The organism is Nocardia transvalensis, assembly GCF_015477765.1.
Classification (GTDB): Bacteria; Actinomycetota; Actinomycetes; order Mycobacteriales; family Mycobacteriaceae; genus Nocardia; species Nocardia transvalensis_A.
Map to the genome: position 1 here is coordinate 629250 of NZ_JADLQQ010000001.1, position 19342 is coordinate 648591.

15 protein-coding genes are annotated in these 19342 nt (G+C 68.3%); 5 read left to right on the top strand and 10 right to left on the bottom strand.

Annotated features, from left to right (window positions below; all coding sequences use genetic code 11):
• Positions 1–125: 125 nt before the first annotated feature.
• The 5 genes from glmM to IU452_RS02895 all read right to left on the bottom strand — a co-directional run bounded on the left by glmM (position 126) and on the right by IU452_RS02895 (position 7780).
• Positions 126–1493, bottom strand: coding sequence for a phosphoglucosamine mutase (glmM, locus tag IU452_RS02875; RefSeq protein WP_195107261.1), 1368 nt, complete (start codon positions 1491–1493; stop codon positions 126–128).
• Positions 1494–1708: 215 nt separating this feature from the next.
• Positions 1709–2212, bottom strand: coding sequence for a 30S ribosomal protein S9 (gene rpsI / locus IU452_RS02880; protein ID WP_324192404.1), 504 nt, complete (start codon positions 2210–2212; stop codon positions 1709–1711).
• Positions 2209–2652 (bottom strand): 50S ribosomal protein L13, encoded by a 444-nt coding sequence (gene rplM / locus IU452_RS02885; protein WP_195107262.1) that lies wholly within the window; start codon positions 2650–2652, stop codon positions 2209–2211. Before rplM ends, rpsI begins: the two co-directional genes overlap by 4 nt.
• Positions 2653–3072: 420 nt before the next feature.
• The gene (locus IU452_RS37870) at positions 3073–5124 is read right to left on the bottom strand and encodes a hypothetical protein (protein ID WP_228816291.1); all 2052 of its coding nucleotides are present in this window, start codon (positions 5122–5124) and stop codon (positions 3073–3075) included.
• A gap of 100 nt (positions 5125–5224) precedes the next feature.
• Positions 5225–7780: an FHA domain-containing protein gene (locus IU452_RS02895; protein ID WP_195107263.1), complete on the bottom strand. Its 2556-nt coding sequence runs from the start codon at positions 7778–7780 to the stop codon at positions 5225–5227.
• A 112-nt stretch (positions 7781–7892) separates the two neighbouring features.
• On the opposite strand from IU452_RS02895, the gene IU452_RS02900 reads away from it, so the two are divergent.
• Entirely contained in the window at positions 7893–9338 is a 1446-nt protein-coding gene (locus IU452_RS02900; RefSeq protein WP_416382264.1) for a metallopeptidase, read from the top strand.
• A gap of 33 nt (positions 9339–9371) precedes the next feature.
• Here the strand turns inward: IU452_RS02900 and IU452_RS02905 are convergent, their stop codons facing one another.
• A complete protein-coding gene (locus tag IU452_RS02905) occupies positions 9372–10634 on the bottom strand; it encodes an FHA domain-containing protein (protein WP_324192405.1) in 1263 nt (420 codons plus the stop codon).
• Positions 10635–10817: 183 nt separating this feature from the next.
• Between IU452_RS02905 and IU452_RS02910 the strand changes: the two genes are divergently transcribed.
• Together IU452_RS02910 and IU452_RS02915 are read left to right on the top strand one after the other, a co-directional pair.
• Complete coding sequence (locus IU452_RS02910) at positions 10818–12023, top strand: DUF7373 family lipoprotein (protein ID WP_195107265.1); 1206 nt, start codon at positions 10818–10820, stop codon at positions 12021–12023.
• A gap of 46 nt (positions 12024–12069) precedes the next feature.
• Positions 12070–13479 carry a type VII secretion-associated protein gene (locus IU452_RS02915; RefSeq protein WP_195107266.1) on the top strand — a complete coding sequence of 470 codons (1410 nt, stop codon included), beginning with the start codon at positions 12070–12072 and terminating at the stop codon, positions 13477–13479.
• Here the strand turns inward: IU452_RS02915 and IU452_RS02920 are convergent.
• Entirely contained in the window at positions 13469–14641 is a 1173-nt protein-coding gene (locus tag IU452_RS02920) for a metallophosphoesterase (RefSeq protein ID WP_324192406.1), read from the bottom strand. The genes IU452_RS02915 and IU452_RS02920 overlap by 11 nt on opposite strands.
• Before the next feature lie 159 nt (positions 14642–14800).
• On the opposite strand from IU452_RS02920, the gene IU452_RS02925 reads away from it, so the two are divergent.
• A complete protein-coding gene (locus IU452_RS02925) occupies positions 14801–15706 on the top strand; it encodes a PIG-L deacetylase family protein (protein WP_195107268.1) in 906 nt (301 codons plus the stop codon).
• A gap of 86 nt (positions 15707–15792) precedes the next feature.
• Positions 15793–17316: an alpha/beta fold hydrolase gene (locus IU452_RS38805; RefSeq protein ID WP_195107269.1), complete on the top strand. Its 1524-nt coding sequence runs from the start codon at positions 15793–15795 to the stop codon at positions 17314–17316.
• A gap of 60 nt (positions 17317–17376) precedes the next feature.
• Here the strand turns inward: IU452_RS38805 and IU452_RS02935 are convergent, their stop codons facing one another.
• The 3 genes from IU452_RS02935 to IU452_RS02945 all read right to left on the bottom strand — a co-directional run bounded on the left by IU452_RS02935 (position 17377) and on the right by IU452_RS02945 (position 19117).
• Positions 17377–17922: a hypothetical protein gene (locus IU452_RS02935; protein ID WP_195107270.1), complete on the bottom strand. Its 546-nt coding sequence runs from the start codon at positions 17920–17922 to the stop codon at positions 17377–17379.
• A complete protein-coding gene (locus tag IU452_RS02940; RefSeq protein ID WP_195107271.1) occupies positions 17919–18557 on the bottom strand; it encodes a hypothetical protein in 639 nt (212 codons plus the stop codon). Before IU452_RS02940 ends, IU452_RS02935 begins: the two co-directional genes overlap by 4 nt.
• A gap of 80 nt (positions 18558–18637) precedes the next feature.
• On the bottom strand, positions 18638–19117 hold the full coding sequence (locus IU452_RS02945) for a hypothetical protein (RefSeq protein WP_195107272.1): 480 nt from the start codon (positions 19115–19117) through the stop codon (positions 18638–18640).
• Positions 19118–19342: the final 225 nt, after the last annotated feature.

The following is a 19342-nucleotide window of genomic DNA, read 5'->3' on the forward strand; positions in this document are numbered from 1 at the left end:
CCATACTTCGCGGTACGGCCCAATGCGTCCCTATCCTCCCCCTTGTTACCCACGACCAGCGAAAATTCGCTTTCCCGTCAGGGGCGGTGGACCCCCGCCCCGGCGTGAAGCGACGGGGCAAGGGCCTATATGGCAGCGACGCGTTTGGCGAGGTCGTCGGCCAGTTGGCGGGCGCGGTCGGAGTCGGTGGCTTCCACCATGACTCGGACGAGTTGTTCGGTGCCGCTGGGGCGCAACAGGACCCGGCCGGTATCGCCGAGGATGCGTTCGGCCTCGGCTACGGCGTCGCGGATCTCGGGGGCCGTGGCCACCGCGGATTTGTCGGCGACCGGGACGTTCACCAGCACTTGGGGGACGGTCCGCACGACGCTCGCCAGCTCGGCCAGGCTGCGGCCGGTCCGGGCCATCCGCGCCATCAGTTTCAGTCCGGTGAGGATGCCGTCGCCGGTCGTGCCGTACTTCGGGAACACCACGTGGCCGGACTGCTCACCGCCCAGGCTGTAGCCGCCGCGGCGCAACTCCTCTAGCACGTAGCGGTCGCCGACGGCGGTGGTGCGCACGGTGATTCCCGCCTCCCGCAGCGCGATGTGCAGGCCCAGATTGCTCATCACGGTGGCCACGAGCGTGTCCTGGGCCAGTTCGCCCGACTCGTGCATGTCCAGCGCCAGGACCGCCATGATCGCATCGCCGTCCACCACCGCGCCCGCGGCGTCGACGGCCAGGCAGCGATCGGCGTCGCCGTCGTGGGCCAATCCCAGATCCGCGCCGTACTCGCGCACCGCACGCTGCAGATGGTCCAGATGGGTGGAGCCGCAACGCTCGTTGATGTTCAGGCCGTTCGGCTCGGCGTTGATCGCGATCACGCGGGCACCGGCCTCGCGGTAGGCGGCCGGGCCGACATCGGAGGCGGCCCCGTGCGCACAGTCCACGACGACGGTCAGGCCGCTCAGATCACGCCCGGTCGCCTCGACTAGATGTTCGACATAGCGCTCGTGAGTTCCGGCGAGGCTGTAATGGGCGTCGACATGACCGTCCACACCGGACTGGCTCAGCACCCGGCCGATTCCCGCGCCGGTGGGCCGCGCGAAGGCCTTCTGATGGACGAGTTCCTCGATGCGATCCTCGATGGCGTCGTCGAGTTTGTGCCCGCCCGCGGCGAAGATCTTGATTCCGTTGTCGGGCATCGGATTGTGCGAGGCGGAGATCATCACGCCCAAACACGCGTCGTATGCCGCGGTCAGATACGCCACCGCCGGAGTCGGCAGCACCCCCACCGAGAGCACGTCCACCCCCGCGGCGGTCAGGCCCGCGGTCACCGCGGCCTCCAGCATTTCCCCGCTGGCGCGCGGATCGCGGCCCACCACCGCCAGCGCACGCTTCTTCCCTCGGCTCAGAACCTGCGCCGCCGCAGCCGAAACCCGCAATGCCAGTTCAGGACTGAGCGAGTCGTTGGCGAGTCCGCGAACTCCGTCGGTGCCGAACAAACGTCCCATACCTCACCTCTGGTCGGTCGAATCAAGGAATCGTAACGTCCGTGCACCGTCGTTCAGGGGGCGCATCGAATCAGCACCCGGCACAGCCGAATTCGGAAATACTCTGCCTTCGGGGCGAGGAGGACGCCGAACTGCACGAGAGCAGGTGATCCGGCCCTCGAACGCGCTGTGCCCGACCCGGGATCGGATCGGGCACAGCACGGCATGTCGCAAGATCAGCGCTTCGAGTACTGCGGAGCCTTGCGGGCCTTCTTGAGGCCGTACTTCTTGCGCTCGGTCGCACGCGGGTCACGGGTCAGGAAGCCGGCCCGCTTCAGGGCGGGACGATCCTCCGGGGTGACCTCGATCAGCGCGCGGGCGATCGCCAGGCGCAGCGCGCCGGCCTGACCGGACGGGCCGCCGCCGACGAGGCGGGCGTGCACGTCGAAGGCCTCGGTGCGCTCGACGGTAACCAGCGGGGACTTCACCAGCTGCTGGTGCACCTTGTTCGGGAAGTAGTCCTCGATGCTGCGGCCGTTCAGCACGAACTGGCCGGTGCCCGGCACCAGGCGGACACGGACCACGGCCTCCTTGCGGCGGCCGACGGTCTGCACCGGACGGTCGATCACGACCGGGCCCGGGGTGAAGGCCGGCTCGGCCTCGTAGGTGTACTCCTCCTCGACGACCTCGGCGGTGGGGTCGGCGACGATGTCCTCGTTGAATTCCTCGGGAGCGGTCACTGGGCCACCTGCTTGATCTCGAACGGAACGGGCTGCTGGGCCGCGTGCGGATGCGACGGGCCCGCGTAGACCTTGAGCTTGCCGGCAATCTGGCGACCCAGCTTGTTCTTCGGGATCATGCCCTTGACGGCCCGCTCCACGGCGCGCTCCGGCCGGGTCTCGAGCACCTGCCGGAGGGACCGGGTCTTCAGGCCGCCCGGGAATCCGGAGTGGGTGTGGATGAACTTGCGGTCGGCCTTGTTGCCGGCGACGGCAACCTTGTCGGCGTTGATGATGATGACGAAGTCGCCACCATCGACGTTCGGCGCGTAGGTCGGCTTGTTCTTGCCACGCAGCAGATTCGCTGCCTGCACGGCAAGACGGCCGAGCACTACGTCAGTGGCGTCGATGACGTACCACTTACGGGTCACGTCACCGGCCTTCGGGCTGTACGTAGGCACAGTGCTTCCCTTGTCTGTCGTCGTTAGCTGCCAGCCAGGCGAACGGTCGAGTGCTCCCGGCGGCCGGTTGAGACCCGGGGCTCGTGCGACGACACGGGAAAACCCGCGACGTACCGCACGCCAACGGGCCACGATACCAGCAGCCCGCCCACCTCCGGAAATCGGTCCCGGCGAAGAGCACGCCGGGAAGAAGAAGGCTCCACACGCCGGGAAGAAGAAGGCTCCGCCCGCCGGGAAGAAGAAGGCTCCGCCCGCCGGGAACATGAAGACGGCTCCGCCCACGCTAGGACAAGCAGTACCCGCTCACGCCGGGAAAAGGGAATGTCCGCCCACTCCGGGAAAGAGGACGACTCGGCCCCGGGAAGGTAGGAGGGCGCCCCCGTCCCGTCGTTCCGGCATGCTTTCGGCCGGAACGACGGGTCAGATGTGCATGGGTGGGCCTGGGTCGATGGCGTCGGGGAGGGTCGGGAGAACGTAGTGGAGGTTGTCGATGCCCAGGCGGGGGCAGTCGGCGCGGTCGGAGATCGACTGGGGGCCCTGGCCGGGGCTGGTGGTGTAAGGGGTCAGGGAGCACTGCGGGGTGGTGGGGGCGATGCGGGCGGCCTTCTCTACGGCGGGCCAGGCACCGAAGTCGGTGTTCGCCTGGAAGGCGGCCGAGCGTACGTCGAAGTCGGCGGCCCGGCCCGGCGCGGTCGGCGCGGATGCGCCGGCGACGGGTTGGGGGTCGACGGAGATCGCCTCGGCGGGGCGAGCCACGCTGTCGGGGCCGGTGCCGGGATGCATGGCCGCGGCCGCGAGGGCGACGGCGCCGACGATCGTCGGGGCGCCGAACAGGTTGTCCTTGACCCTGTGCCACAGCTTGCCCTTGCGCGAGTGATCCTCGTCCTCGTGCTCGGCCGGGGCCGGACCCGAACCGCTCGGTTCGGGACGGCGGCCCATCACGGTAGTCGCCTGATCATCGGCAGCACCGGGCGGACGGGTGAAGCGGCTGCCGTAGTCGCCGGGCCCGGAGGTCATCTCGCCGCGGCCGACGCGCGTCGTCGGCTCCTCACCGACCTCCCGCGCGGCATGCCGCCCCTCTCCACCGGGCGGTGAATCCATATGCCGCGGAGTCATTTCCGGCTGCCGCGCCATCGGTTCGGGCTGGCGCTGCAACGGTTGCGCCGAGGCAGCGACATGGCGCGGCCCCTGCTCGATCGGACGCGAACCGGACGCATGCCGTGCCGAATCCCCCGGATTCGAGGCGGATTCCGGCGCCCGCCAGATATGCCGTCCCGCATCCGCACCCGAGGCACCGGGATCGGCGCCACCCGGTGGTCCGGGGGAGGCCGGGCCCGCATTCGGCTGCCACCCAGCGTCCGTCGCGGGCGGCCCCGCGCCGGGATTCGCCGTACCGCGCGGCCCCGGCGAGGACATGCCGGGATTGGCCGTCCCGGGCATCCGATCCGAGCTCGGATTCGACTGCGGCCCCGATTCCAGACCGATCGAGCCCGGAGCGCGATTCCCCGGGCCGGGAGCGGGAGTGGCCTGCGCGCCCGTGGCCCGCGCGGGGCCCGGCGCGCCGGAGCCCGCTTGCCCCGCAGCCGGATTCGGCCCGTACCCCGATCCCGGGTAGTACGGCTGCTCCTCGGCGTACTCACTGTCGGTGACCAGCAGGTGGGCCGCCCCGAGCACCAGCGCGTGCATCGGATGATCGGCCACGCGCAGGCGATGGCCCAGATGGTTCTGGAACGCCAGCCGCAATGCATCGTTGAAACACACATTGCCGGTGAGCAGCACGGTGGAGGTGTCGGCACCGATGGAGCGGGCCGCCGCCATCACCTCGATCACCACGTTGTCGGCGGAATGGGCATCGCGCATCGCATCGGGCGCGATGTGCACCCCGACCGATTCGGTCGGCTGCTCGTCGTCGCCGTGCACCGCCACCACCAGGCACACCCGGCCGTCGGAGTAGACACCGGTGGCACCCACCGGCGGGCGGCCGTGTTCGGGGGGATGCACCAGACCGAGCGCACGCACATATCCCGACAGCGCCACCGACTCCGGTAGCGGTTCGGTGGCGACGTCCAGCAGCTCCACGAGCCGGCAGTATTCGTCGACCTTCTCGTCGGGCCAGTCGTCGGGGTACGGCAGCGCGACCACGTCCGGTTTGCCGCGCAGATACTTCCCCACCGCCGCGAGCGGGTTGTACAGCCGCGCCCGGAACACCAACTCCACCGGCCAGGTGGCGCCGGCGATCCGGATCTGCTGATGGCCCAGCACGTCACGGATATCGGAGATCGCGATACCCAGATCGGGCCGTTGCCGGTCCACACCCGCGGTGTGCAGCCGACCCGACGAATCCGCCAGCAGGTACGCCGGCGGCGTGTATGTGCCTTCCACCTGGACCGGGCGGATCGGTGTCGCACCGCCGCCGGCGGCCACGGACACCACATCCCAGCCGAGATGTACTGCCCCAACTCGAGCCGTCACACGCACTAGTGTGCCTGCCATTCCTCGGACACGCGCGACGGGGCCGGTACATGCCCTGGTCCGTGCCGTTTTCGGCGGTGTTGACAGGGTCCGAGCTGCGTCATGCCGTCGTCTTCTTCAGCCGCAGCCGCCACCAGGTGTACACCGACAGCAGCGCCGTGAGTATCAGCAGCATCGCGATGTCGAGCAACCAGAAGCCGGGCTTGTGCTGCCACAGCGCATCGGGCTGGGCGTTGGCGAACAGCGTCCGAAGATCGACGGTCGAGGCACCCGAGGCGAAACCCCACCGGGCCGGAAACACATACGAAAGCTGATCGAGCACAACCCGATCGGTGACCGGAATCAGGCCGCCCGCCATTACCAGCTGACACATGATCGCGACCACCAAAAGCGGCATCACCTGCTCGTTGGATTTGGCGATGGTGGACAGCAGCAGGCCGATGACCACACAGGTCACCGCGGTGAAGGCGAGGTCGATATACAGCTCCACGGAGCCCGAGGGCAGCACCGCACCCTTGTCCGGCGGGTTCTTGCCCGCGAGCACGATGGCCACCAGTACCGCCGACTGCAACAGCGCGGCGGCGCCGAACACCATGACCTTCGCCATCAGGTAGGCCGACGGCAACAGTCCGACGGCGCGTTCGCGATAGAAGATCGGCCGCTCCCCCACGAGATCGCGCACCGTCAGCGTGGAACCCATGAAGCAGGCGCTCAGAATGAGCACCACCAGCAGCTGCTGCGTTTCACTACCGCCGCTGGGCACGAACGTCCCGTCCGGCAGCCGCGTCAGCGGACCGGCCGCGAACCCGTTGTTACCCGGGACCACCAGCGCGATCGCACCCAGCACGAACGGCAGGACGACCAGGAACGCCAGATATCCGCGGTCGGCGAGAATGAGCCTGATCTGCCGTCGCGACAGCGTCGAGAACTGCTTCCACCCACTGGATTTCGGCGGCTGCCCGGCATGTCCACGGGGAGCCGTCGGCGGAGGCGACGGCAGCGCGGCGGCCTGCCGCGACCGGTAGTTGGCGAAGGCGCGATCCGGATCGGCCGCGACCCGCGCGAAGATCTCCGCCCAGTCGCTGGTGCCCAGGAAATCACCCACCGCGGCCGGATGTCCGCAGAATGCGGTCTTCCCGCCGGGCGCCAGCAGCAGCACCTGATCGCACATGTCCAGGCAGGCCACCGAGTGGGTCACCACGATGACGGTGCGCCCGGCGTCGGCCAGTTCCCGCAGCATGGTCATGACCTGACGGTCCAGCGCCGGATCCAGGCCCGAGGTGGGTTCGTCGAGCAGCAGCAGCGCCGGACCGGTGAGCAGCTCCAGCGCCACCGAGGCCCGCTTGCGCTGTCCGCCGGACAGCCGGTCCACCCGGGTGTCGGCGTGTTCGGTGAGCGAAAGTTCCTTCAGCACACCGTCGATCACCCGCTGCCGGTCTTCCTTGCTCGAGTCGGGCGGCAGCCGCAGCTCGGCGGCGAATCCCAGCGCCTGGCGCACGGTGAGCTGCCGGTGCAGCACATCGTCCTGCGGCACCATGCCGATTCGGCTGCGCATGGCCTCGTATTCGGCGTGTAGGTCGCGGCCCTCGAAGGTCACCACGCCCGCGGACGGATGGGTCGTGCCCGCAATGAGTTTCGACAGCGTCGACTTGCCCGCGCCGGAGGGTCCGATGAGTGCGGTGAGCGTGCCGCGCCCGGCCTGCATGTTGACATCGACGAGCAGCTGCTTGTTGCCCTCGACGGCGAACCCGACCCCGTGCACGTGCAGTCCCTGCTCGGTGACCGGCTTCTTCCGGTGCACGAGAGTGCCGTCCTGCACGACGAAGTCGACATTGCCGATGGTGACGATGTCGCGTTCGCGCAGCACCGTGCGCTGCTCGCGGCGGCCGTTGACGAAGGTGCCGTTGGCCGAGCCCACATCCTCGATGACCAGGCCCTCGCCGCCCTTGACGAGCCGGGCGTGCCGGCGCGAGGCCAGCGGATCGTTGACGACGATCTGGTTGTCGCTGGTGCGGCCGATGGCCAGCCCGGCGGCGGGGATCCGATCGGCGCGGGCGATGGGGGCGGTGGAGGCGCGCGCCCGCACGGGCGGCAGCGCCGAGGTGTCGGCCTTGGTGGTCATGTTGATATTGGGCGCCGAGTTGATGCTGGGCACCGAGCTGATGTTGGGCACCGACGCAACCGGTTGCTGCGGTGGGTAATTGGGCCGCATCGCCGGGCGCTGCGGGTGCGACGGGGCCTTACCGCGGCCGGGTGGCGGCGTCTGGGGCCGGGCCTGCGGTGGCGTCTGCGGATGCGACATCCGGTGCGGCGGTGCGGGCCGATGCCGGGCCGGATGCGAGGCGACCTCGGGCAGCAGGTGCAGCAGCGGGCCGGTGATCGCATCGCCGAGTCGCACCAGGGTCGGACGATCGATCGTGGCCGGCCGCGTCAACCGCTGGGCGTCCACGAATACGCCGTTGGTGCTGCCGTTGTCGGTGAGCACCCAGGTACTGCCCTGCCAGGCGAGGGTGGCGTGCACGCGGGAGACGAGCGGGCTGTCCACGAACAGTGTCACCTCCGGTGCACGGCCCATGGTGATGCGCTGAGTGACATCGAAAACGCGATCGGTTCCCTCATGACGCACGGTGATCGTCTGCGCCCCCGGTTGTGACATGGGATGGAATATATTCGATGGCTGGGACATCGGTGGGGCTCGATGCTGCCGCGCACCGTCGCGCCCGGCACTCGAAACCGATATATGACCGGCCTCCGGGGAGGGAGTGGACGTGGCGAAGCGCCGGATGATGGCCGCGATAGCGGTGCTGGCCCTGGCAGCCACCCTGCTCGCGGGCTGCACCAGGACCGTCGGTGGCCGCGCGGTGTCCATCTACGACGACCCGTTCAAGGTGGCCGGGCTGCCCATCACCGACGGACCCAGCGGCCCCCGCCCCGGGGTGCCCGACGCCGGCCTCACCGCAATCGGCGGCGACAAGAGCGAATTGGACACCCTCGCCCTCAACGCTCTCGACGATATCCAGAGCTATTGGCGGGGCGAATATCACAACGAGTTCGAGGGCGATTTCGTCCCGGTCACCAAGTTCTTCTCCTGGACGGCGAAGGCGCCGCGCGCGCAGGAGACCCAATTCTGCAAGGAGACCACCTATCACCTGGTGAACGCCGCATATTGCCGGCTGGACAACACGATCGGCTGGGATCGCGGCGTGCTGCTGCCGATGATGCAGGACAGCTTCGGCAAGATGGCGGTGGTGATGGTGCTGGCCCACGAGTACGGGCACGCCATCCAGACCATGTCCCGCATCGTCACCGCCAAGGATCCGGTGATCGTCAAGGAGCAGCAGGCCGACTGCTTCGCGGGGGCGTTCATTCGCCATGTGGCCGAGGGCAAGTCGCCGCACTTCACGATCAACACCTCCGACGGGCTGAACAACGTGCTGGCCGCGACGGTGGCGATCCGTGACGCCAACCCCGAGGATCCCGAGGCCGTGCACGGTTCGGCCTTCGAACGCGTCACCGCCGTGCAGATCGGCTTCACCGACGGTCCCAAGGCGTGCAAGAAGATCGATATGGACGACATCACCAGCCGCCGCAAGAATCTGCCGCAGTCCTTCGGGTCCTACGATCCCACTCAACAACTCGAGGTCAGCAAGGAAAACCTGATCAAGCTCAGCAAGCAGATGGCCGCTATCATGCCGGTCCGCAACGAGCCGAGCTACGACTACCACGGCGCCAACCTGCACTGCCGCAACGGCGCCGACACGGTCCCGGTCACCTACTGCCCGGCCACCAACACCATCGGCACCGACATCCCCGCCCTCGCCGAGCGCGGCCTCGTCAACGACGATGAGCAGGACGGATTCCCGACCCGGGTGGGCGGCGACTACGACGCCTACGTGGTCTTCGTCTCCCGATACACCCTTGCGGTGCAACGGAATGCGGGCCAACCGCTCACCGGCGCCAAAACCGGCCTGCGCGCCGCCTGCCTGTCCGGGGTGATCACCGCCAAACTCGCCGATCCGAGCCATCATTTCGCGCCGGACGATCTCACCCTCTCCCCCGGCGATCTGGACAAGGCCGTATCGGGCCTGCTCGCCGACGGACTCGCCGCGAGCGACGTCCAGGGACAGACCGTCCGCAGCGGATTCTCCCGCGTCGACGCCTTCCGCGCGGGCGTCCTCGGCGAATCGAATACGTGCTTCGCACGGTATTCGTAGGGCGGGTCGACCGAGCGGTATTCCTGGAGCGTCTCAGCCGAACGGGGGTGGGGCGGCGGGTTCGAAACGCAGGACGCGGTTGCCGAGCATGATCTCCGCGCCGTGGGCCAGGGCCAGTGGTTGATTGGGCTGCAGGCGGATCCAGTCGCGGTAGCCGGGCGGGCGGGCGCGGGTGCCGTTGGTGGAGCCGCGGTCGACGACGGTCACATCCCAATTCACCAGCCGGATTTCGGCGTGCGCGCGCGACATGCCGCCCGAGGTGTCCTCCACTCGCAGCGGCACCAGGCCGTGCCGGGCGGCCTCGGAATTCTCCGGGTCCCGGCCGATCACCGCGTCCGCGGCCACCATGAAGGTCATTCCGTCGTCGAGCACCAGCAGGCCCAGCGGCGGGCGGATCACCTCGGCGGGCGGCTGGGTCTGGTCCACCGGCATCCCGCAGACGGTGCAGAACGCCGAGCGCGGATCGCTGGGATGGGCTCGCGCGCATTTGAATCCCATGACCTTCACCGTCAGGGAGGTCGCGCGCGCGGTCGCCTCCATCCGCCGCTCCAACTCCGGATCCGGTCGCGGCGCGGGGTTGGTACCCCCGTGTGGGGCGGCGAGCGGCTCCGGATCGGCTCCGGCGTGTATGGGCTCCGGCGGACCCGGAAAAGGCCGCTGCCGACCATGTTCCGGCTGTGAGCGTTCCGGCTGTGAGCGCGGGGAATCCGCAATCATCTCCGTCGGCACGTCCGGACCGGAGTCCTGCCGCGGTTCGGTGCGGCGGTGCGCGCCTGCCGTGGCGCGGCCGCGGGCGCGGATGCGCTCGCCCTCGAACCACACGATCGCACCGGCCGCGGGCGCCACGCCCTCGGCCAGCGATCCGATGCCGCGCTCGGGCAACTCCGGCAGCTGGCCGCGCTCGTCATCGATGAAGAGCGCGGCGGCCCGCTCGGGTGGTTCGGCCACCCGGTCGACCGTGAAGGCGGCATCCACTCCGCGGTAGTACTCCGCACCACGGCTGCCGGACAGGACCGCGCTCACCCCACCGTGCAGGAAGATCGCCAACCCGCCGGTATCGGCCTGCGACAGGATGCCCAGCTCGATCGGCCGTCCCGGACTGATCTGTTCGGCGTCGCGCATGAGCCAGCGCGTCGCCTCGCGCGCGACCAGCCGACCCGGCCCACCCGGAACCCGTTCGGAGGCCTCGTGCACCAGCTGCGCCAGCGCCTCGGCCGCCCGCATCGCGGGCGAATCCACGCTCACCCGGCCGGGTTCGCGATGCGCGACCAGCACGAGCGCGCCCGCGATCCGCACGGCGACATGGTTGCCCGCGACAACTTCGACCTGCCGACCCTTCAACGGAACCGGCCCCCGGAGAACGTCTGCCCGGTCGTCACCACATGCACCAGGTTAAGGCACCCGATTCTCGGCGGCCTCCGACCGTCGCCGCGGTCCGGTAATTTGTGAATCACGCACCGTGAGGGACGGGGGCTGTCCATGAAGGGAATACGTGCGCCGCGGGTCGTCGTCGCCTGCGTGGCCGCGGCCGGGCTGCTCGCCGGTTGCGCCGTGCAGGGCACACCGCACGCCGCCGAACTCGATGTCCGCACCTTGGATGTGGGCCCCTACGCCGTCGACCGGCACAGGTACGACCAGCGCGCGAACGGTAAGGGCGCGCTCTTGGAGGGCATGCGGATGTCGCAGGCGGTGGTGCCCGCCGTGCGCATCGACCCGTCGCTGCGGGTCGGGCAGGGCGGCCGAGTCGTCCGCGACAGCGACGATGCCACCCGGAAACTGCTTGCCGGAGTGTCCAAACCGGTGCTCGACAACCGCAAGATGCTCGTCGGCTATGCCGCCGGCGGCACCGACCGCGACTATTCGGCAGGCGCTCCCCCGGTGCCCGATGCCACCGCGGTCACCAACATGCTCCTGCGGTTCCCCGATGCCGACACCGCCCGCACGGCCGCACGCGAACTCGAGGACGTCGATTTCGGCGTCGCCCCGGACCTGAACCGCAAACTCACCCTGTCGAAATATCCCGACGCCCACATCCACTACCGGCCCGGTGTTCCCACCATCGGAACCTTCATGGCCTACCGGGAATTCGTGATCTCGCTGTTCATCGAGCGTCCGCGCGCCGAGGAACCGGATCTGCTGGCCTGGGTGAAGAAGACTCTCGATGCCCAGGTCCCGGCGCTGGACAGGTTCCAGCCCACGCCGCAGGATCGGATCGATGAGCTGCCGGTCGATCCGGACGGGCTGCTGGCCCGGGCCGTGGTGCGTGACCGCGCCGATCAGACGCCCGATCCGGACCGCTTCGCCGTCTACGCTCCCCCGGCCTTCGTACACATCGCCACCGACGAAGCCGAACGCCAGCGGCTGATCGACGACACCGGCCTGGATGCCCTCGCCGTCGCCGAGAACAGTTCGGTGGTGCGGGTGCGCGATGCCGATGCCGGTCAGCGGCTGATCACCGGCCTGATGGCCGGTGCGGGGCAGGGATACGAGCCGACCGACGGCCCGAAGAACGTTCCCGGCGCGAAATGCCTGCAGTTCACCAGCAGTGGCGATCCGGCGCGCGAAACCAAGTTCCGCTGCTACATCCCGTACAAGCGCTATGTCGAGGTGATCACGGCCCAGGAGCGCACCGATGCGCTGCAGCGATCGGCGGCCGCTTATGCGCTGCTGGCCAACAGCCTGTGAGTACGATCGCGCCCATGCGTGAGTTCGGCCGGACCGGTCAAGCCTGATGTCGGCAGTCGAGGTGGTCCTCACCGATGCGCACGTCTGGGCACGCAGCGAGTCCACGCACTGGGACGGCCCGCCCTCGATCGTGCCCGCCAGCGACGGCACCACTTTCGTTGTGGGCGAACCGCTGCACCCGCGCTACCCCGCCGTGTCGGTGGTCCGGTTGGCGGCGGCCGATCGGATCGCATTCGGACCGGCCCTGCCGACGGTCTCCGACGCGCTGGCGGTGTTGTTCGAGACGGTGCTGACCAACCTCCGGATGCCGGATCGGTGTGACCGGCTCACCGTCCTGGTGCCGTCGGAGTGGGGGATGCGGCGGCGTTTCGCGGTCGAGGCGGCGGCGCGGCGGCTGGTCTCGGAGGTTGCGGTGGAACCGATCGCGCTGCGGGCGGCCGCCCTCGGCGCGAGCACCGGCCAGCAGCAGCGGATCGCGGTCCTCGAACTCGCGCCGCTGACCACGACGGTGAGCCTGGTCGGCCGGTCCGGGCAGCAGGTGTGGATCGAGGCGTGCGAACACGAGCCGACGGTGGGCGCCGCGGATATCGAGGAGCGAGGGCCGGGGCCGGTCGCCGCGGTGGTGGCCCGGCTGCTTGCCGGGCATCCGCCGAATTACCTGCTGGTCGAGGGTGTTTCGGAGCCAGGACAGCTCGAGGCGCTGCGCTCGGCGATCGCTGTGCAGTGCGGCTTCCCGGTCGACGTGCGTCCACTTCCCGGGGCGGAACTCATCCGTGCCGAGCGGCCGCGCGTGCAGCACCGGCAGTTCGAGCCGGTCACCCGGGTGCCACCGACCGAGTGGGTGGGGTCGTTACGGGAGCGCGCCCGCGCCGACCGGCCGTCGCGTCGCCGTCTTCCGGTGATTCTCGCCGCCGTCGCGGTCGTCGTCATCGCCGCCGCGGCGGGGACGGGCGTGTGGTGGGCGCGCCGGGACTCCGGCCCCTCGGCGGCGTCGCCGTCCTCGGCCGCGGTCTCGCCGACGCCGGGCGACGGCCGTTCCGCGACACACAGCTTCGGGCGCGTGCAGCTGCGCATGCCCGACGGGTGGCATCTGTCGAAGCAGTCCGACAACCGGGTCGACCTGTCGCCGGACAATGGCGCACGCCAACGGATCACGCTCGTCCAGCGGTCACTGGCCCCCGGCGCCGGCAGCGACGAGGTCGCCGCCGACCTCGAGGCCCAGATCGGCCGCCAACCGGCCGGAACATTCGGGGAGGTGCGCCGCGACGTCGTCTTCGGTAACCGCACCGGCCTGTCCTATGAGGAATTCCCCGGCGACGGCAGCACGGTCCGCTGGCATGTGCAGGTGGTGTCGGGGATGCAGGTGAGCGTCGGTTGCCAAACCCCGTCCGACGGCTGGCAACCGCTCGCCGCGACCTGCGCGCAGTTCGTGCACGACGTCCGGGTCACTCCGTAGCGGCGCGCAGCACCAGGACCGTGATCTCGCTCGGCGCGAAGATCCGCAGGGGAGGTCCCCAGAACCCGGTGCCGCGGCTGGTGTAGAGACGGGTGCGCTCGCCGTGTCGGCTCAGGCCCGCGACGACGGGCTGATCCAGCCGCACCAGGTAGTGGAACGGCCAGATCTGGCCGCCGTGGGTGTGCCCCGAGATCTGCAGTGCGACACCGGCTTTCACCGCGTCACCGATCTGTTTCGGCTGGTGGGCGAGCAGCACCACCGGCAGCCGCGGGTCCACGCCCGCGAGGGCCGTGGGCAGGTCGGGTCCGTGTCCGGGGACCACGACGCCGGTGGGATCGTCGATGCCCGCGATCACCAGCCGCGCACCCCCGCGATCGATGATCTCGTGGGCATTGCGCAGGGGCTGCCAGCCCAGCGAGGTCATGTACTCGATCCAGCCGGGGGCGTCGCCGTAGTACTCGTGGTTGCCGGTGATGTAGAACCTGCCGAGCGCCGCCTCGACCTTGCCGAGCGGGTCGACCTGGGTGCGCCGACGAGCCACCGGGCCGTCCGCGAGATCGCCGGTGTGGCAGACGATATCGGGCCGTTGCGCGTTGACCACCTCGACGACCCGCTCCGACCAGCGCAGTCGGTTCAGCGGACCGAAATGGGTATCGGTGACCACCACCGTGCGCAACCCGTCCATGCCCGGTCCCAGGCCCGCGATCGGCACCTCGACCGTGCGCACCCGGGGGACCCGGCGGGCCTCCACCGTGCCCCAGCCGATCAGCGCCACCGCGATGGCGAGAACACCGGCCGCGACGATCCGGGACCGCGCCGGGTCGTCGACCCCGGCGACGATCAACGCCGCCCGCGCGAGCGCCCCGATCACCGACCAGCTGAACAGCACCCACGCCACACCGAGCAGGGTGTGGGCCACGACGGCAGCCGCATCCGAATGCACCCGTCCGTGGCCGAGGATCATCGTCGCGGGCAGGGCGAGGAATCCGAGCACGAAGATCGCCGTGCCGATCCAGAGCAGGGGGCCGGTGGTCGCGGTCCGGACCAGTAGCCACCACGGGACCAGGAACAGTACGGCGGGGATCGCCAGGAACAGCAGTAAGCGGGGAACGTACTTCACCGGGTGTCCGTCCTCGACGCGGGCGCACGGGTTCGCGGCCACGGGTTCTGTCGACGATACCCGTCGGGACGCGCCGTCTCGGCTGTCCGAATTGGGGGGATTCCGTTGAGCGCGATCCGGGGCATCGGTACGGTGAGGAGGCTCACTGTGCGGACGGCTTGTGATGGAGGCAGCTCTCGCGCTCAGCGAGAGGAGTTGCCTATGGCGGGTTTCGGCGCGGACCTGGTGCTCACGACGGCCGGTCGGGTCGTCGTCGTCGCACCGCATTTCGACGATGCGGTGCTGGCGTTGGGTGCCTCGATCGCGGCACTGGTCGCGGGCGGTAAGCCCGTGCAGGTGCTCACCGTCTTCTCCGGTGCCCGCGACGACGAGCGGCACGGCGAGCGGCGCCAGGCGTTCGCGGACTATGTCGTTCGACGCGCGGAGGACGATCGGGCGATGCGCGTGCTCGGCACCGAGGCGCGTCGGCTCGGGTTGTTCGAACGCATCTTTCGCGAGCCGCCGCCGCGCGGGCCGTCGAGTATGTTCCGCACCCCGGCCGATATCGCTCGCAGCGACGAGGTCTACGCGATCCGGACTACGCTCACGAACCTCGTCGACGACGACGCGATGGTGCTGGCGCCCTTGGGGATCGGCCATCACGTCGATCATGTGATGGTCGCCGCCGCGGCGCTGCAGACCGCGCTGCAGCGGCCGGGCACGGATCGGCTGCTGTTCTACGAGGATTTCAATGCCGTCTCGGAACGGTGCCGACGCCACCATCCGATTTCCCGGCTGCATCCCTTCCCGTTCCGTGACGCACCCGGCTGGGCCAGCCCGCGGGTCGGGTGCGCGATGGCCGCGGCGTCCGTGCTGGCGGGCGGGCCGGATCCGGCGGCCGCGGTCGGTCTCTCGGTGCGGCCCGAGCAGTGGGAGATGTGCGTGCTTCCGGTCGGCCCCGGTCACGAGTCCACCCAGTTCTGCGCCTTGGCCGAGTATCGGACGCAGACCAGGGCATTGGGCGGTGAGCCGCGGCTGCATGCGGTGATCCATCGTGCCCATGCCCGCCGCGGCGGCGAGCTGGTGTGGCGGTTCCGGGGAGGCGACGGCGCGACGCCGCCCGGCTGATCTGTGGTGGCCGGTTGTTCTCCGCATGCGTCGGGCGCGGTAACGTTCCGCCGGGAGGGGAATCCTTGGCGCGGACAGGAGTTTCGATGCCGGTCGGGTGGGTTCGACGGTTCGTGATCGGTGTGGTGTCGGTGGCCGGGTTCGCCGCCGGACTGCCGACGGGTGCGGCGGGCGCGGCTCCCGCCGGCGACGCCCCGGCCGGGCTGGAGCGGTTCTATCACCAGAGCCTGGACTGGAAGCCCTGTGCCGACCCGGTTCTCGACGAGGCCGGGGCACAGTGTGCGGGCGTGGTCGTTCCGCTGGATTACAGCCGACCGACGGGACGCACGCTGACCGTGGCGATTTCGCGCATCCCCGCCACCGATCCGCAGCGGCGGCGCGGGATTCTGCTGTCGAATCCGGGGGGTCCCGGCGGGCCGGGGCTGCGCATGATGGTCAACGTCCGCAAGACGCTGTCCGCCGAGGTCCAAGCCGAATACGACCTGATCGGGATGGATCCGCGCGGTATCGGCCGCTCCGATCGCGTGAATTGCGTGCTGCCGCTGCCCACCATGCTGTTCTCGGCCGGTTTCGATCTGTTCGGTTATGCGCGCGACACCACGCTGGCCGCGGCGCTGGCCACCTCCTGTGTCGCCCCGGACCCGGAGAAGGCCCGCTACATCACCACCCGCAACACCGCCCGCGATATGGATGTCATCCGCGGTGCCTTCGGCGAACGCACCCTCAACTACTTCGGCGCCTCCTACGGCACCTACCTCGGCGCGGTGTACACCCAACTGTTCCCCGAGCGCAGCGACCGCATCGTGCTGGACAGCGGCGTCGACCCGGATCGCTACTGGCTGGGCATGTTCCAAGATATGGGCCCCGCCAACGAGGCCGGACTCGACGACTGGGCACTCTGGGCCGCCCGCCACGACGCCGACTACCACTTCGGCACCACCGCTCCCCAGGTCCGCGCCTTCGTCGAGGACGTCATCCGCCGCGCCGCCGCCCACCCCATCGTCGACAGCGGTTACCTCGTCGACGAACACACCGTCCCGATGATGCTGCTGGCCCTGCTCCTGAACCCCAAACTCAACGCCGACCTGGCCGAGGTCATCCGCATGGTCGCCGATGGGGTCTCGGGCCACCCCCTCGACATGGAACGCCTGAAAGCCAAAATCACCGCAGCCGTCCCCCTCGAAGCCTCCGGCATGGCCGCCGTCATGTGCGGCGACAAGCCGGCCCCCCGCGACCCCACCTGGTACTACACCAACATCGAACGCGCCCGCCCCACCCAACCGGTCTTCGGCGCCTTCGCCAACAACATCACCGCCTGCGCCTTCTGGCCGGACCCGGTAGAACCGCCCACAACCATCCACAACGCGGTCCCCGCCCTGATCCTCCAGGCCACCCGCGACACCCGCACGCCATACCAGTCAGGCCTCGGCCTGCACGCCGACCTGACCGCCTCCCGCCTGATCACTTTGGCAGACACCAGAATTCACGGGACATTCCGACCGGGGTTGAGCCCGTGCCTGAACGCTGTCGTGAACGGGTACTTGGCCGACGGGCTTCTCCCTGATAACGACCTCACCTGCCACCCCGACCCAAGCTTCATCCCTGAGTAGCGAAGGGCCTTCGATCCTTCCGGATCGAAGGCCCTGATTTCTGCCGTGCCCGTCCGCGGCTCACGGCAGTAGCGGAAGAACCTGCTCCCATTCATCGAGTTCGGCCTCATACCGGTCGATCCGACAAATCGAGCGGATCCCCACAATCGGCTTAAGAATTTCCTTGATATTTCGCAGAGTAAGGAAAGATTCATCAAGCGGTTGTCTGTTGGCCGCCAGTTCACGTGCTTGCTTCGCGGTCATCGACACCTCCCGCAAGTAGGTAGCGGCCGCATGACCAGGGTTCAGAATATCGATACCTTCGTTCGGCTCCACCTGTTGCAACAGGGCCCACGTAAGGTTCAGCCGACGTGCCAGGCCTCGGTTGTGATCGAATGCCCCTACCGATTCCCCAGTCTCGAAGGCCTTTTCCAGCGCAATGGAAGCACGCTGCCAATCCTGCGATGAGAACGACCGACAGTTGAGCCTTATTTTCTCAGTCAATTGCTCGACTATCGCTAGCCATTCGTTCGAATCAGTCAACTGATCCAGCGGTATTCCATCCACAAGCCTCTGAATCAGCTCGCGAACTTCGAGCATGGCAATGTCGTAATAGAATCGCGTCACTGTTTCTCGATTCCTGAAAGTTTGAAGTGCACTCCTGCCGCCTCGAAGGCGGCGAGGCCGATTCGGATGTTGACCTCCCTCGGCTGCGGCCGAAAATGGCCACTATTTGAATTAATCTTGTTACCCAGGTAACCGGTAAACGCAGTTCCTTCGATTTGGGCCTCACCCGCCGCGCACACTGGATCGCCACCGGAGAGTACAGGGTGATGGATTTCAACTCCCATGACGACAGCTGGCATGACCACGACCGATCCATCCAAGAGCACAGCCCATTTCACCGTGCCCTCGCCGATCGCGTTGTCGAAATCCGCGCTTCTAGGCCGGGCAGGACTGACGCCGAGCTGACTGGCGAGATTGAGTTCATCTGGCAACTTTTCTGACATCAGGTTAGGCAGATGCAGGCATTCGTCGACCCCTACAGCAAACCGGCGGTCAGTCCAGCCTAGCATCCGGGTGCCCTGCGTGGCCTGCCGAGCAGATTGATCCGAAACCGCGGCGACAGCCGTCTCCGCGGCAGCCTGCACTGTTGTGGCGGCAACTCCTCCGACTGCCAGCATCAGAGCCGCGGCCGTAGTCCAGAGACGCCGAGCGAGAATTCGATTCTTTCCGGTGGTTTTCATGTTGTTCGCAATCATGATAAAATACCCATTTCTTGTAATGCCCGCAGACAGTGAGTCACTACGCGGCGCTTTGAACACGCGTTGCCCTCAGGCCGCTAGCTCGACCGCCATGCCGTCGGTGCGATTTGGACGCATTCCACGGCCTCCTCGGATATCCCGCCAATCATCACCACGGCGCGGGCACAGATATCGTTGTCGAATTCCGCGGAATCGAATGAGTGCATGAATGAGGGATACGTACAGAACCCAGTCCGATTATTCTCCCCGCACGAGGTATCGTCCGAGGCGATCACGCGGCCGGAGCTGTCTGAAACCTTGACAAACAATCGAACTTTATCGCCGGGAGGCCATTGCCCCGTGAGGGCGTTCACCTCGAACCGGTACCATCCAGCAGCTAAATCCACCGGCAGCTGCTCCAGCTCTATCCCCACCACGGTCCGCCCACTCGCCGACCTTCCTTCCGCACTGCTGACGCCTGCACCGAGAAACATAACCAGCGGCACCAACCCGGCAATTACAGTAATTGCCCGGAAAGACCGTGATCGCATCCTGTTTACGAATTTGAACTCCATCATGCTCCCCCCTCGAGCGAGCTACAGTTGTTGAGATTCCCGGGTTGCTGCACATCGTCAGCTCCCCCACTTGGCGGTGGCTTAACGAAAGCTTTTGGCCACCAAGCGATCTTGCCTGCTGGTGACCGGACATAGACGTGGGTACCGTGCTTGCTCGTGTTGGTGTACTACGGGAGCTTCCTACCCGCGTGGATACGGGTCGTCTCAGCACCTCCCCGATCCCCTCTC